General features: G+C 70.6%; 12 protein-coding genes. 9 read left to right on the top strand and 3 right to left on the bottom strand.

The genetic code is table 11. The annotated features are described in order from the left end of the window. Positions 1–107 precede the first annotated feature (107 nt). The 3 genes from CS062_RS10285 to CS062_RS10275 are packed head-to-tail and all read left to right on the top strand — an operon-like array spanning position 108 to position 3,092. Positions 108–1,037, top strand: coding sequence for a Bug family tripartite tricarboxylate transporter substrate binding protein (locus CS062_RS10285; protein ID WP_233218013.1), 930 nt, complete (start codon positions 108–110; stop codon positions 1,035–1,037). A 16-nt stretch (positions 1,038–1,053) separates the two neighbouring features. Further along, positions 1,054–2,256, top strand: coding sequence for a CaiB/BaiF CoA transferase family protein (locus CS062_RS10280; RefSeq protein ID WP_099861558.1), 1,203 nt, complete (start codon positions 1,054–1,056; stop codon positions 2,254–2,256). Beyond that, positions 2,253–3,092 carry a citryl-CoA lyase gene (locus CS062_RS10275; RefSeq protein ID WP_099861557.1) on the top strand — a complete coding sequence of 280 codons (840 nt, stop codon included), beginning with the start codon at positions 2,253–2,255 and terminating at the stop codon, positions 3,090–3,092. Before CS062_RS10280 ends, CS062_RS10275 begins: the two co-directional genes overlap by 4 nt. Here the strand turns inward: CS062_RS10275 and CS062_RS10270 are convergent. Continuing rightward, complete coding sequence (locus CS062_RS10270; protein WP_099861556.1) at positions 3,079–3,921, bottom strand: metallophosphoesterase; 843 nt, start codon at positions 3,919–3,921, stop codon at positions 3,079–3,081. The two genes, CS062_RS10275 and CS062_RS10270, sit on opposite strands and share 14 nt — an antisense overlap. 180 nt (positions 3,922–4,101) lie before the next feature. Between CS062_RS10270 and CS062_RS10265 the strand changes: the two genes are divergently transcribed. After that, the gene (locus tag CS062_RS10265) at positions 4,102–4,524 is read left to right on the top strand and encodes a universal stress protein (protein ID WP_091729294.1); all 423 of its coding nucleotides are present in this window, start codon (positions 4,102–4,104) and stop codon (positions 4,522–4,524) included. A gap of 48 nt (positions 4,525–4,572) precedes the next feature. Here CS062_RS10265 and CS062_RS10260 read toward each other — a convergent pair whose 3' ends face one another. Continuing rightward, on the bottom strand, positions 4,573–4,794 hold the full coding sequence (locus CS062_RS10260) for a hypothetical protein (RefSeq protein WP_099861555.1): 222 nt from the start codon (positions 4,792–4,794) through the stop codon (positions 4,573–4,575). A 272-nt stretch (positions 4,795–5,066) separates the two neighbouring features. On the opposite strand from CS062_RS10260, the gene CS062_RS10255 reads away from it, so the two are divergent. Further along, a complete protein-coding gene (locus CS062_RS10255; protein ID WP_143742308.1) occupies positions 5,067–5,279 on the top strand; it encodes a hypothetical protein in 213 nt (70 codons plus the stop codon). Positions 5,280–5,310: 31 nt separating this feature from the next. Here the strand turns inward: CS062_RS10255 and CS062_RS10250 are convergent, their stop codons facing one another. Next, positions 5,311–6,273 (bottom strand): LysR family transcriptional regulator ArgP, encoded by a 963-nt coding sequence (locus CS062_RS10250; protein WP_099861553.1) that lies wholly within the window; start codon positions 6,271–6,273, stop codon positions 5,311–5,313. 173 nt (positions 6,274–6,446) lie between these two features. Between CS062_RS10250 and CS062_RS10245 the strand changes: the two genes are divergently transcribed. The 4 genes from CS062_RS10245 to CS062_RS10230 form a co-directional block, all read left to right on the top strand. After that, entirely contained in the window at positions 6,447–7,067 is a 621-nt protein-coding gene (locus CS062_RS10245) for a LysE/ArgO family amino acid transporter (RefSeq protein WP_099861552.1), read from the top strand. A 54-nt stretch (positions 7,068–7,121) separates the two neighbouring features. Then, positions 7,122–8,435 (top strand): D-amino acid dehydrogenase, encoded by a 1,314-nt coding sequence (locus tag CS062_RS10240; RefSeq protein ID WP_099861551.1) that lies wholly within the window; start codon positions 7,122–7,124, stop codon positions 8,433–8,435. A gap of 126 nt (positions 8,436–8,561) precedes the next feature. After that, on the top strand, positions 8,562–9,881 hold the full coding sequence (locus CS062_RS10235) for an Hsp70 family protein (protein ID WP_099861550.1): 1,320 nt from the start codon (positions 8,562–8,564) through the stop codon (positions 9,879–9,881). A 114-nt stretch (positions 9,882–9,995) separates the two neighbouring features. Beyond that, positions 9,996–12,519: alpha/beta hydrolase family protein (locus CS062_RS10230; RefSeq protein WP_099861549.1), on the top strand; the 2,524-nt coding region annotated here is incomplete at its 3' end.

The raw sequence follows: 12,519 nt of genomic DNA, 5'->3' as shown, positions 1-12,519 counted from the left end.
GAGACATGACGAGATCGAGCCGAAGCCAGCCCCTTCGACCGTCCCTGGCGGGCGCGACGGGATCCGCCGCGGCGGCATTCCTAGCCCTCGGGGTCCTGGCCAGCGCGATGCCGGCCGTCGCGCTGGCCGCGGAGGCCGCCTACCCGGCGCAGCCGATCAAGCTCATCGTTCCGTTCCCCCCGGGCGGCGGAACGGACATCGTGTCGCGGCTGATCCTGGACAAGGTCCGCGAGGACACCGGCTGGACCTTCGTCGCCGACAACAAGGCGGGCGCGGGCGGCAACATCGGCCTGGACGCGGTGGCCAAGAGCAAGGCGGACGGCTACACGCTCGGCATGGGCCAGACCGCCAACCTGGCCATCAACCCGACGCTGTATCCGCGCATGCCCTACGACGCGGCGAAGGCCTTCACGCCGGTGGCGCTGGTCGCAGGCCAGCCGGTGGTGCTGGTGGTGACGGCGGCCTCCCCGTACAAGACGCTGAGCGAGCTGGTCGCCGCCGCCAGGGCCAAACCAGGCACGTTGACGATGGCCTCGGCCGGCAACGGCACCGTGGGCCACCTGACGGGGGAACTCTTCTCCCGCCAGGCCGGCATCCGGGTGACCCACATCCCCTACAAGGGGGCCGGACCCGCGGCGACCGACCTCCTCGGCGGACAGGTCGATTACTACTTCGCCACGCCGCAGACGGTGGTGTCCTTCCTGAAGGCGGGCCGGCTGCGAGCGCTCGCCGTGAGCTCCGCGACGCGGCTGCCGGTGCTGCCGGATGTGCCGACGGTGGCCGAGAGCGGCTACAAGGGTTTCGACACCTCGGACTGGAAGATGATCGTCGCGCCCGCCGGCACGCCGGCGGCGGTGATCAATCGGATGAATGCGCAGGTGCAGAAGGCCCTGTCCAAGGCCGCGATGATCGGCCAGCTGCAGTCCGAGGGCAGTGTGCCCATGGCCGGCACGCCGCAGCAGGCCGCGCAGTTCCTGGCGCGCGAGCAGCAGCGCTGGGGCGAGGTGGTCCGCGCGGCCAACGTCAAGGTCGATTGAGCGCGCGGAGATCCCCATGAGCCTCTCACCGCTGCGCGGCATCCGCGTGCTCGACCTCACCAACGTGCTGGCCGGCCCTTTCGCCTGCCATCAGCTCGCGCACCTGGGCGCCGACGTCATCAAGGTCGAGGCCCGCGAGGGCGGCGACCTCGCCCGCCAGCTCGGCGCCGACACCGCGCTCAACCAGGCGCACATGGGCGCGTCCTTCCTGGCGCAGAACCCGGGCAAGCGCTCGATCACGGTGGACCTCAAGCGCGACGCGGGCAAGGCGGTGTTCCGCCGGCTCGTGGCCAGCGCCGACGTGGTCGTCGAGAACTTCCGGCCCGGCGTGATGCAGCGCCTGGGCGTGGGCTTCGACGAGCTCCGCCGCGAGCATCCGCGGCTGGTCTACTGCGCGATCTCGGGCTTCGGCCAGGACGGTCCCTTGCGCGACCTGCCCGCGTACGACCAGATCATCCAGGGCATGTCCGGGATGATGAGCATCACCGGCGACGCCGCCACCGCGCCGTTGCGCGTCGGGTACCCGGTGGCCGACACGATCGGGGGGCTCACCGCCGCGATGGCGATCGCCGCGGCACTGGCCGACCGCGAGCGCCAGGACGCGACCTTCATCGATGTCTCGATGCTCGAGGCGGCGATGGCGACGATGGGATGGGCGGTGTCCAACCTGCTGGTGGCCGGCCGCGAGCCCCAGCCGATGGGCAATGACAACGTGACGGCCAGCCCGTCGGGGACCTTCCGCACCGGGGAGGGCCTGCTCAACATCGCCGCCAACAAGCAGGAGCAGTTCGAGGCCGTCTGCGCGGTCGTAGGTCATCCCGAGTGGACGACCGACGCCCGCTTCGCCGATCGGCACGCGCGGCTGAAGCATCGGGCCGCGCTGACGCACCTGCTGGAGGCGGCGCTGAGCGAGCGGCCGGCGGTCGACTGGTGGCCGAGTTTCATCGACGCGGGCGTGCCCGCCGGGCCGGTGCTGTCGGTGAAGGAGGCGCTCGCGCATCCGCAGATCGCCGAGCGCGGCCTGATCGGCGGCTTCGAGGACGTGCCCGGCGTGGGCCGCGACATCCGCGTGCTGCGCACCGGATTCAAGCTGGACGGCCAGGCGCCGCGCGTGGCAACGCCGCCGCCGCGGCTGGGGCAGCACACCGAGGAGATCCTGGCCGAGCTGGGTTATGGCGCTGACGAACGCGCCGCGCTGAAAGAGGAGAAGGCGGTATGAGCGACGGCAAGCTGAGCGACGGCAAGCAGGATCCCCGCGTGTCGGACTGGTGGCGCACGTCCATCATCGAGATGTCCCCGGGCGTGATCCGCTACCGCGGGCATGCGATCCAGGACCTGATCGGGCAGGTGAGCTTCGCGCAGATGATCTGGCTGATGACGCGCGGCGAGCTGCCCGGCGCGGAGCAGGCCCAGCTGCTGGACATGGCGCTGATGGCGGCGGTGGACCATGGGCCGCAGGCACCGAGCATCGCGATCGCGCGCATGGCGGCGACCTGCGGCGTGGGCCTGAACAATGCGATGGCCTCGGCGATGAACGTGCTGGGCGACGTGCATGGCGGCGCGGGCGAGCAATGCGTGGAGATGCTGCAGTCGATCGCGGCGCGGATGGACGGCGGCGCGACGCTGGAGACCGCCACCGCTGCCGGCCTGGACGAGGCCATCGCGCTGCGCGGCAAGTTCGTGTCGGGCTTCGGCCACCGCTTCCATCCGGTGGATCCGCGTGCGCCGCGCCTGCTGGCGCTGGTCGACGAGGCCGCGCAGCTCGGCGTGGTGTCGGGCCGCTTCGCGGCGATCGGGCGCGCGGTCGAGGCCGAATTGCAGCGGCGCAAGGACGGTCGGCGCATTCCGATGAACATCGACGGCGCGACGGCGGTGATCTACGCCGAGCTCGGCTTCCCGGCACCGCTGGCGCGCGGCCTGTTCTGTCTTTCCCGCTCGGTGGGCATCCTGGCTCACGCGTGGGAACAGACGCAGCAGGGCGGCCGCAACAAGGGCCCGATGCCGCGCGACTACCTCTGGACCTACGACGGCCCGCCGCCCGTCAGACCTCGATGACGAGGTCGGGCCGGTAGTCCTCCTGCTCGCCCTTGCTCGCATAGCCCAGCGGATTCGCGACGACCCGGCACCGGTGGGGCAGCTCGCCGCGCGGACCGGCCGGCGACTCGACGACATAGTCGTGGGCGCAGTGCAGGTGCCCGTGCAGCCACAGGTCGGCGAAGGGCAGCAGCTCGTCGAGCGAGTTGCAGAAGCCGGCAGTGCCCGGCGTCAACCCATAGCGGGGATCGGCGCTGCGCAGGCTCGGCGCGTAATGCGTGACGACCACCGTCTTGCCGTCGAAGGGCGCGGCCAGCGCCGCGCGCAGCCAGGCCTGGCAGTCGAGCGCGAGTTCCCGCTGCCCTTCGGCCAGCAGATGTTGTCCGTCGACCAGCGTCGAATAGCGACGCAGATAGAAATTCGCGGCCCGGAAGGCCTTCTCGCGTGCCGCCAGCTGTTTCGTCACGGTGGCTTCGCGCGCGGCCAGCGCGTCGAAGTCGGCCCACAGCGTGGTGCCGAGGAAGCGCACATCACCGATGACGATCTGCTCCCGATCGAGCCATTCGATGCCCAGATCGGCACAGGTTTGACGCAGCCGAGCCTGGGCGGTGCTGAACTCGAGGCCGTCGTACTCGTGATTGCCCGGCACGTAGAGCACGCGCCGCCATGGCGCGTCGGCACGCCTCGGCGAGAAGCGGCCCAGGCCGAAGTCGTCGGTCACCAGCCGCGATCCGGCCTGGTACGAGCCGACGTCGCCCGCCAGCACCAGCAGATCGACGTCGGGCGCGGCGACGGTCTGGAAGTCGGTCTGGCGCTCGAGGTGGAGGTCGGAGATCAGTTGCAGGCGCACGGCGGGTCGGCGGATGAAGGGTCCTGAGGCGCGGCTCGGGCGCCTCGCGACCGGCCGGGGAGCCCACATTGTCCAACGTCAATTCAGCTGCGGCCTGTGCCAAGGGTGCGGCTTTCCGGAGCACGCTCTGTGCCACACTGCCCCGCGGCCGGTCGTCGGCCGACAGTGAGGGACACAACCATGAAGATCCTGGTCGCCGTCGATGGCAGCACCTACTCCAAGCGCATGCTGGCCTACCTCTCCGCCCACGACGAATGGCTGGGTGGCGCCCACGACTACACGGTGGTGCACGTGGTCGCCGGCGTGCCGCCCCGCGCGGCCGCGGTGCTCGACAAGGCCGTGCTCGCCGACTACTACCAGGAAGAGGCGGAGAAGGTGCTCAAGCCGATCCGTGCGTTCATGGACAAGCGCGGCATCAAGGCGCAGTACGTGGTCAAGACCGGTCACGCGTCGGATGCGATCACGGCCGTGGCCGAAAAGGGTCGCTTCGACCTGCTGATGATGGGTTCGCACGGCCACACGGCGCTGGGCAAGCTGGTGCTGGGCTCGGTCGCCACCAAGGTGATGGCGCACAGCGACGTGCCGGTGCTGCTCATCCGCTGACGCGGCCTCGGGCAACGAAAAAGGCGCCCATCAGGGCGCCTTGTCGATTCATCCGCGGCGAGCCGCCATCCAGGACAGCGGCGAGGTGATCGTCGCCGGTGGGGCGGCCTCGGACTCCAGGCCGTAGTCGCTGCGCCGGAAGTCCTCGTACTCGCTGTCGTCGCCGAAGCTCGCTTCCATGCCGAACGCGGTCCCCATGTCGGCCGGTTCCGGCTCGCGCGCGGCGGCACTGGGGCGACGGAAAAGGCTCAGGGCGGAGGTGATGCGCATGATGGACCTCGTCGGAAAGCACGGGGTGTATCCGCCGCGCGGGACCGATGGGGCGCCGCGCGATGAGCCACAGTTTGCGCGCCTTCGTCTTCAGGAGAATCCCCAGATCGCGGGTGCTCCGGAATCGTGTTCACAAATACACACAGATTGGGGTGAGCCCGCCACAGCTGAGGCGGAATAACCACGCACCCCACTTAGGTGTGATCCCCCCCTCAATCGGGGGTGACTATGCTCCGGGCCTTCCCTAATACGTCCGCCACCTGGCCCCCCTCATGTCCCCGTTGATTCACAAGTCGATGACCTGGGCCATTGTCAGCAGCGTCGTGCTGACCTCGGCGTGGCTGGCGAGTTCCGTCCAGGACAAGCACGAGCGTGGCGGTTTCCGCCTGCGCCTGGCCCAGCAAGGCGCCGCGCCTGCCTCCGCCGTCCTGGCCGCCCCGCACCAGCCGCAAGTCAAGATCCAGCTGGCCGCCGTCAAGCGCTGACGCGCCGCCATCCCGGACCGTCCCGCCGACCTCAGGCGGGCGTCAACGCCTCCCGCGCGCCCCGAGCCAGCGCCTCGCCGATCTGGTCCAGCAATGCCGGCGGTGTCCCTCCTTCAGGGGCCACGCGCTGCTGCTCCCCCCCGGCCGCCGTTTCTCCGCCCAGCTTCCACTGGTGCCAGTACAGCGCGACCGCCACCTGCACCTCTGGCCGCAACGCCACCAGTTCGCCGCTCGCCAGCAGCGGCCGCACCTGCAGTTCCGGCGCGACGCCGACCCCCCAGCCCATCCGCACCGCGTTCACATAGCCCTCGCTGGACGGCACATAGCGCGCGTTCAGCCTGGCCGAGCGCAGGCCCATCGCCTGACGGACCCATTGCTGCTGCGCGTCGTCCTTGCGGTTGAAGACCAGGAAGGGCACCTGCGCGAAGTTGGCCGCCCCCAGTCCATGGGGCAGCATCCGCGCGGCGAAGTCCGGGCTGGCGATGGCGATGTAGCGCATCACGCCCAGCGGCTGCGCGATGCAGCCGCGCAGCGCCTGCGGCACGGTCGTGACACAGCCCAGCACCTCGCCCTGGCGCAGCCAGTCGTGGGTGAAGTCCTGGTCGTCGACGACCAGCTCTAGTCCGAAGCCCTCCCGCAGGCCGCGCTGCACCAGCGGGTCGAGCGCCGGCAGCACCCAGGTCGCAAGGCTGTCGGCGTTCACCGCGATCGGCAGCCGCTCCGCCTGGGCCGACTGCACGCCCAGTTCCCGGACGACGTCCGAGCGCAGCGCCGCCAGCTGGCGCGCGTAGCGCAGCAGGCGCTTGCCGGGCTCGGTCAGCCGCAGCGGCCGGGATCGGACGACGAGCAACTGGCCCACCTGCGCTTCAAGATTGCGCAGCCGCTGCGAGACGGCGCTCTGTGTGATCGCCAGCGTCTCCGCGGCGCGCTCGAAGCTGCGCTCGTCAGCGAGCGCGGCCAGGCAGTCCAGGCCGGCGGCGTCCAGATCCTTCATGGCGGAATCTCCGACTGCTTCTATTAGCAGTCCTAATGTACTCGCTGAGATATTAATCCCGCTTCATGGAATCAGGGTGGCTCACCACAATCCGCTGCTCAGCCCGCCCGGCCCCCGAGCGGGTGGAAACACGCGCCCCATCCCCCGCCCACCTCCCTTTTCTGCCGCCGCCGATGTCGTCCCCCAGCGCAGCCCTGTTGCAAGGCTGGCTCACCGGAGCCGGTCTGATCGTCGCGATCGGCGCGCAGAACGCGCTGGTGCTCCGGCAGGGCCTGATGCGCCAGCATGTGGCGCCGGTCGTGCTGGTGTGCGCGCTGTCGGACATGCTGCTGATCTGGCTGGGCGTGTTCGGGCTGGGACGGCTGATCGCCGCGAGCCCGCTGCTGATGGAAGTGTTTCGTTGGGGCGGTGCGGCCTTCCTCCTGGCTTACGGCCTCAAGGCCGCGCTGCGGGCGATGTCGCCGCAGGCCGGCCTGCAGGCGCAGGTGGGCGGTGCCTCGCTGACCTCGGTGCTGGGCAGCACGCTGGCGATGACCTACCTGAATCCCCACGTCTACCTGGACACCGTCGTGCTGCTGGGGACCGTCGGCGCGCAGCAGCCGGCCGGCATGCAACTCCCTTTCGCTGCGGGCGCCTCGGTGGCGTCCTGGATGTGGTTCTCGCTGCTGGGCTTCGGCGCGGCGGCGGTGGCGGTGCCGTTGCGCCGCCCGGCGGTCTGGCGCAGCATCGATGCCTTGATCGCCCTCGTGATGGCCATCCTGGGACTGCAGCTGATCCTGCGCCCGCTGGCCTGAAGCCCGCCCCACGCTGCATCGAAGCGGAACCACAAGTTCACCTGGAGCTCTCCCATGAAGGTCATCGTCCTCGGCGCCGGCATCATCGGCATCCACACCGCCTGGTACCTGCTGGACCAGGGTCACGATGTCGTCGTCGTCGACCGCCAGCCCGATGCGGCGCTGGAAACCAGCTTCGCCAACGGCGCGCAGATCTCGGTCTGCTTCTGCGAGCCCTGGGCCAATGCCGGTGCGCCGTTCAAGGTCGCCAAGTGGCTGCTGAAGGACGACGCCCCGCTGCTGTTCCGCCCGCGGCTGGATCCGGCGCAATGGCGCTGGGGCCTGTCCTTCCTGGGCCAGTGCACGACGGCCGCGTTCGAGCGCAATGTCGAGCAGCTGGTGCGCCTGGGCCGCTACAGCCACGAGTCGCTGCAGGCGCTCGTCGCCGAGACCGGCATCCAGTACAACCGCCTGCAGAAGGGCATCCTCCACTTCTTCGGCAGCGAGGCCGACTTCGAGGCTGGCGCGCAGGGCGCGGAGATCATGCGCCGTCACGGTGTCGACCGCCGGGTGCTGAGCCGTGACGAGGTCCTCGCGATCGAGCCGGCGCTGCGCTCCGCGCAACACGCGGTCTTCGGCGGCACCTACACGCCGAGCGACGAATCCGGCGATGCACGCGTCTTCACCCAGGCGCTGGCCAAGCTGGCAGAGCGCCGCGGCGCGCAGTTCCTGTGGAACCACGACATCGTGACGCTGCAGCCGCAAGGCAGCGAAGTCGCCGGCGTGCAGATCCAGTCCCGCGAGACCGGCCAGACGCAATGGCTCAAGGGCGATGCCTACGTCGTCGCGCTGGCCTCCTACGCGCCGGGCCTGACCAAGGCGCTGGGCGAGCACCTCAACATCTATCCGGCCAAGGGCTACTCGGCCACGCTGCGGTTGAAGCGGCCGGAGCAGGCCAGCACCGTCAGCCTGCTGGACGATGCGCGCAAGATCGCGATCTCGCGCCTGGGCGACTTCGTCCGCATCGCCGGCACCGCCGAGCTGGTGGGCCTGGACACCAGCCTCGACAGCCCGACCTCCAAGGTCCGCTGCGAGTCGCTGGTGCGTCGCTACGAGGAGCTCTTCCCCGGCGTGGCCGACCTGTCCGAGCCGAACTACTGGACCGGCCTGCGCCCCAGCACGCCGACCAACGTGCCCTACATCGGACGCAGCCAGAAGGCCTCCAACCTGTGGATCAACGCCGGCCACGGCACGCTGGGCTGGACGCACGGCGCCGGCTCCGGCCGCGCGCTGGCCGAGCTGATGAGCGGCAAGCGCCCGGACCTGGATTTCGGCTTCTACGGCGACGCGCTGCCGGCGCGCGCGGTGCGCAGCCTCCAGACCGCCTGAGCGCCTGAGCGCCTGAGCGCCCCGCCTGATCCGGCGGAGCCCCTGCCGGCGTCATCGGCACGACGGGACCCGGAAAAAGGGCGCGGCTAGAATCCGCGCCCTTTTCGCATTTCCGACCGCCGCGCCATGTCCTCCCCGTCCACCGACCTGCCGCGCGACTTCTGCGCCATCGACTTCGGCACCTCCAATTCGGCCGTGGCCGTGCCCGACGCGGCGCGTCCCGGTGCCATGCGCCTGGTGCCGCTGGAAGACGACAAGGTCACGATGCCGACGGCCGTCTTCTATTACGCCGAAGGCCGCCACGATGCCGACGGCCCGCCGCGTGCCTTCGGCCGCGCGGCGATGGCCGCCTACGAGGAAGGCGTCGACGGGCGGCTGATGCGCTCGATGAAGAGCATCCTCGGCTCCAGCCTGATCGACCAGGTCACCGATGTCGGCGGCGGACGCGGCGTGAAGTACGCCGACATGCTCGCCGGCTACCTGAAGCGCCTGCGCCGGCAGGCGGCGCGCGACGGGCATGAGCCGCGCCGCGTGGTGCTGGGCCGTCCGGTCTACTTCGTCGACGGCGAGCCGGAGCGCGACGCCGCCGCGCAGGCCTCGCTGGCCGCGGCGGCGCGGGCGGTCGGCTTCGAGGACGTGCACTTCCAGTTCGAGCCGATCGCCGCGGCCTTCGACTTCGAACAGCAGGCCGATCGCGAGCAGCTGGTGCTGGTCGCCGACATCGGCGGCGGCACCTCCGACTTCTCGCTGGTGCGCGTCGGACCCGAGCGCATCCAGCGCCTGGACCGCCGCGAGGACATCCTCGCCAACCACGGCGTCCATATCGCCGGCACCGATTTCGACCGGCACATCGAGCTGACCGGCATCCTGCGCGAATTCGGCTACCGCGCCCTCGGTCCCGCCAAGCCGGGCCAGACGCCGCGCGAGGTGCCCAGCGGCGTCTACTTCGACCTCGCCACCTGGCACCTGATCAACACCTGCTACAGCCCGCAGCGGGTGATCGAGCTGCGCAACATGAAGGGCTTCTACGGCGATCCGCGCCATCACCAGCGCCTGATGACGGTGCTGGAGGAGCGCCTGGGCCACGAACTCGCCCACCGGGCCGAGGAGGCCAAGATCGAGGTCGCGGCCGGCGGCGACTGCATGATCGACCTCGGGCTGATCGAGTCCGGCCTGTCGGTCACGCTGTCGGAGGGCGCCGCGATGAGCGCGCTGCGCGACGACATCGAGCGCATCGCCCAGGCGGGTCGCGAGACCGTCGAGCGGGCGGGGCTGAAGCCCTCGGACGTCGACGCGCTGTACTTCACCGGCGGCTCGACCGGCCTGACGGTGCTGGCGGATCGCATCGCCGCCGATTTCCCTGCCGCCCGGCCGGTGCGCGGCGACCGTTTCGCCTCCGTCGCCACCGGACTCGGGCTCCATGCCGCGCGTTTGTTCGCTGCGTGATTCGGCTGTGAGCGATCGGGCCTGAAACCTCGGGATCACCCCGAGGGACGCGCTCCGGCGGCGGCGGAAGGCGCTGCTAGATTGCCGCCTTCCTTCGCTTCACGGTGTCGATCCATGCCCCAAGCGCGCGTCTCGTCGCTGATCCCGCTCACCCTGTCCCTGGCCGCCGCGTTCGGCGGGTTCGCCGCCGGCACCGCCGGCGCCGCACCGGCGGACGAGCCGGCCGCCACCTCGGCGCTGACCTCGGCCGCGACGCTCGCGCAGGTCTACCAACAGCCATCGCCGGCGATCCGCGCGGTGCTCGATGCCAAGGCGCTGCCGAGCTACCTGGTCTCCCCCGACCAGCGCACGCTGGCGATCGTCGTGCCGCGCAAGCTCCGCACGATCGCCGAGCTGGCCCGGCCGGTGCTGCGCCATGCCGGCCTGCGCTACGACCCGGCGACTGACAGCCCGCAGCTGATCACCGTGATCGAGTCGCTGTCGCTGCGCCCGCTGCAGGGCGGTGCCGAGGCGATCGAGCGTCCCGTCACGCTGCCGGCCGGCGGCGCTTTCCACCAGCTGCGCTTCTCGCCCGACGGCAAGCGCTTCCTGCTGAACCGCCGTACCGACAGCGCGGTCGAGCTGTGGGTGGGCGAGGTGGCGACCGGCAAGCTCAAGGCGGTGCCCAAGCTCCGGCTGCACACGATGCTGGAGAACGATGTCGTGTGGCTCAACGACCATGAACTGGTCGCGCTGACGGTGCCCGCCAAGCGCGGACCGGCGCCGGTCTTCAGCGCGCCGTCGGGGCCGTCGATCCAGGAATCGATCGGCCGCAACTCGCCGGAGCGCACCCAGCAGGACCTGCTGGGCAATGCGCAGGAGGCGGCCGTCTTCGCGCATCACGCGAGCTCGCAGCTAGCGCGCATCGACCTGAACACCGGCGCCGTGCGGCCGATCGGCGAGCCAGCCCTCTTCAGCCACATCGAGGCGCTCGGCACGCCGGGCCAGCTGCTGACGATGCGGCTGCTGGAGCCGTTCAGCTATCAGGTCGGCTGGGACGACTTCGCCGCCCAGGCCGAGGTGCGCGGCATCGACGGCAAGGTCGTGCCCATCGGCCGCACGCGGCTCAAGGAGGGCGTGCCGGTCGAGGGCGTCATCACGGGACCGCGTCACTTCTTCGCGTCGCCGGGCGCGGACGACGCCGTCTACTGGGTGGAGGCGCTCGATGGTGGCGACACCCGCGTGCCCGTGCCGCATCGTGACCGTCTGATGCGCCTGGATCCGCCCTATGCCGGCGAGGCGCGCGAGGTGCATCGCGTCGCGCAGCGGTTGAGCCGGCTCGAGTTCCTCGAGGGAGGGCGGCAGGCGCTGGTGCAGGATGTCGACCTGGCGAAGATGCGCACCTCGACCGAGCTGGTCACGATGGACGGCGGCACGAACGCGCAGCGGCTGATCGAGCGCTCGGTGCGCGACCGCTATCGCGACCCGGGGACGCCGCTGCAGCGGATGCAGCCCACCGGCCGCGCGGTCGTGCGGGTCGACGACGGCGCGCTCTGGTACTTCGGCACCGGCGCCAGTCCCGAGGGCGACCAACCCTTCATCGACCGCCTGGTGCTGGCGGACAACAAGAAGTCGCGGGTGTTCCAGTCCGGCGCCCCGGTGAACGGCGGCGACGCCGCGCACTATGAGCGGCCGCTGGCGGTGCTCGACGGCACCGGCAGCCGCGTGCTGACGGTGCGGGAGAGCGCCAGCGAGCCCGGCAACGTGGTGCTGCGCAGCGGTGCCTCGCTGGCCGAGCCGACACCGCTGACGGACGTGAAGGACCCTTCGCCGCAACTGCGCGGGATCCAGCGCGAGTTCGTGCGCTTCAGGCGAGACGACGGCGTGGCGCTGTCGTTCTGGTTGTACAAGCCGCCCGGCTACCAGCCCGGCGAACGCCGGCCGACGATCGTGTGGGCTTATCCGCTGGAGTACACCGACGCCTCCACCGCGGGCCAGGTCAGCGGTTCCAGCAACCGCTTCAACGTCTTCGCGGGCACCAGCCCGCTGATGCTGCTGCTCGACGGCTACGTCGTGCTGATGGACGCGACGATGCCGGTGGTGGGCGACCCCAAGACGGTGAACGACAGCTTCATCGCGCAGATCACCGCCAACGCGCAGGCGATCATCGATAAGGCGGTGGACCTGGGCGTCAGCGATCGCGACCACATGGTGGTGGGCGGCCACAGCTATGGCGCCTTCATGACGGCCAACCTGCTGGCGCACACCCGGCTGTTCAAGGCGGGCATCGCGCGCAGTGGCGCCTACAACCGCAGCCTCACGCCGTTCGGTTTCCAGAGCGAGCGCCGGACCTACTGGGAGGCGCAGGAGGTCTACCAGAAGCTCTCGCCGTTCAACTACGCCGACCGGCTCAAGGAGCCGCTGCTGCTGATCCACGGCGAGATGGACAACAACCCCGGCACCTTCCCGATGCAGAGCGCGCGGCTGTACCAGGCGCTCGCGGGCACCGGCGGCGCGGTGCGCTATGTCACGCTGCCCTTCGAATCCCACGGCTACACGGCGCGCGAGTCGGTGGGACACACGCTCTGGGAAATGAGCGAATGGATGAAGCGCCAGGTCGGACCGGGCGCGCCGATCGCGACGCCGTCCGCCGTCGACG

It is taken from the genome of Roseateles chitinivorans, from assembly GCF_002761755.1.
Classification (GTDB): domain Bacteria; phylum Pseudomonadota; class Gammaproteobacteria; order Burkholderiales; family Burkholderiaceae_C; genus Roseateles; species Roseateles chitinivorans.
The sequence above is the reverse complement of the archived record's forward strand: the minus strand, read 5'-3'. Positions and strand labels throughout refer to the sequence as shown.

Bases quoted from the DNA above. Each gene is read 5' to 3' on its own strand.
- CS062_RS10285 (WP_233218013.1), top strand. From the start codon at position 108: ATGCCGGCCGTCGCGCTGGCCGCGGAGGCCGCCTACCCGGCGCAGCCG.
- CS062_RS10280 (WP_099861558.1), top strand. From the start codon at position 1,054: ATGAGCCTCTCACCGCTGCGCGGCATCCGCGTGCTCGACCTCACCAAC.
- CS062_RS10275 (WP_099861557.1), top strand. From the start codon at position 2,253: ATGAGCGACGGCAAGCTGAGCGACGGCAAGCAGGATCCCCGCGTGTCG.
- CS062_RS10265 (WP_091729294.1), top strand. From the start codon at position 4,102: ATGAAGATCCTGGTCGCCGTCGATGGCAGCACCTACTCCAAGCGCATG.
- CS062_RS10260 (WP_099861555.1), bottom strand. From the start codon at position 4,794: ATGCGCATCACCTCCGCCCTGAGCCTTTTCCGTCGCCCCAGTGCCGCC.
- CS062_RS10255 (WP_143742308.1), top strand. From the start codon at position 5,067: ATGTCCCCGTTGATTCACAAGTCGATGACCTGGGCCATTGTCAGCAGC.
- CS062_RS10250 (WP_099861553.1), bottom strand. From the start codon at position 6,273: ATGAAGGATCTGGACGCCGCCGGCCTGGACTGCCTGGCCGCGCTCGCT.
- CS062_RS10245 (WP_099861552.1), top strand. From the start codon at position 6,447: ATGTCGTCCCCCAGCGCAGCCCTGTTGCAAGGCTGGCTCACCGGAGCC.
- CS062_RS10240 (WP_099861551.1), top strand. From the start codon at position 7,122: ATGAAGGTCATCGTCCTCGGCGCCGGCATCATCGGCATCCACACCGCC.
- CS062_RS10235 (WP_099861550.1), top strand. From the start codon at position 8,562: ATGTCCTCCCCGTCCACCGACCTGCCGCGCGACTTCTGCGCCATCGAC.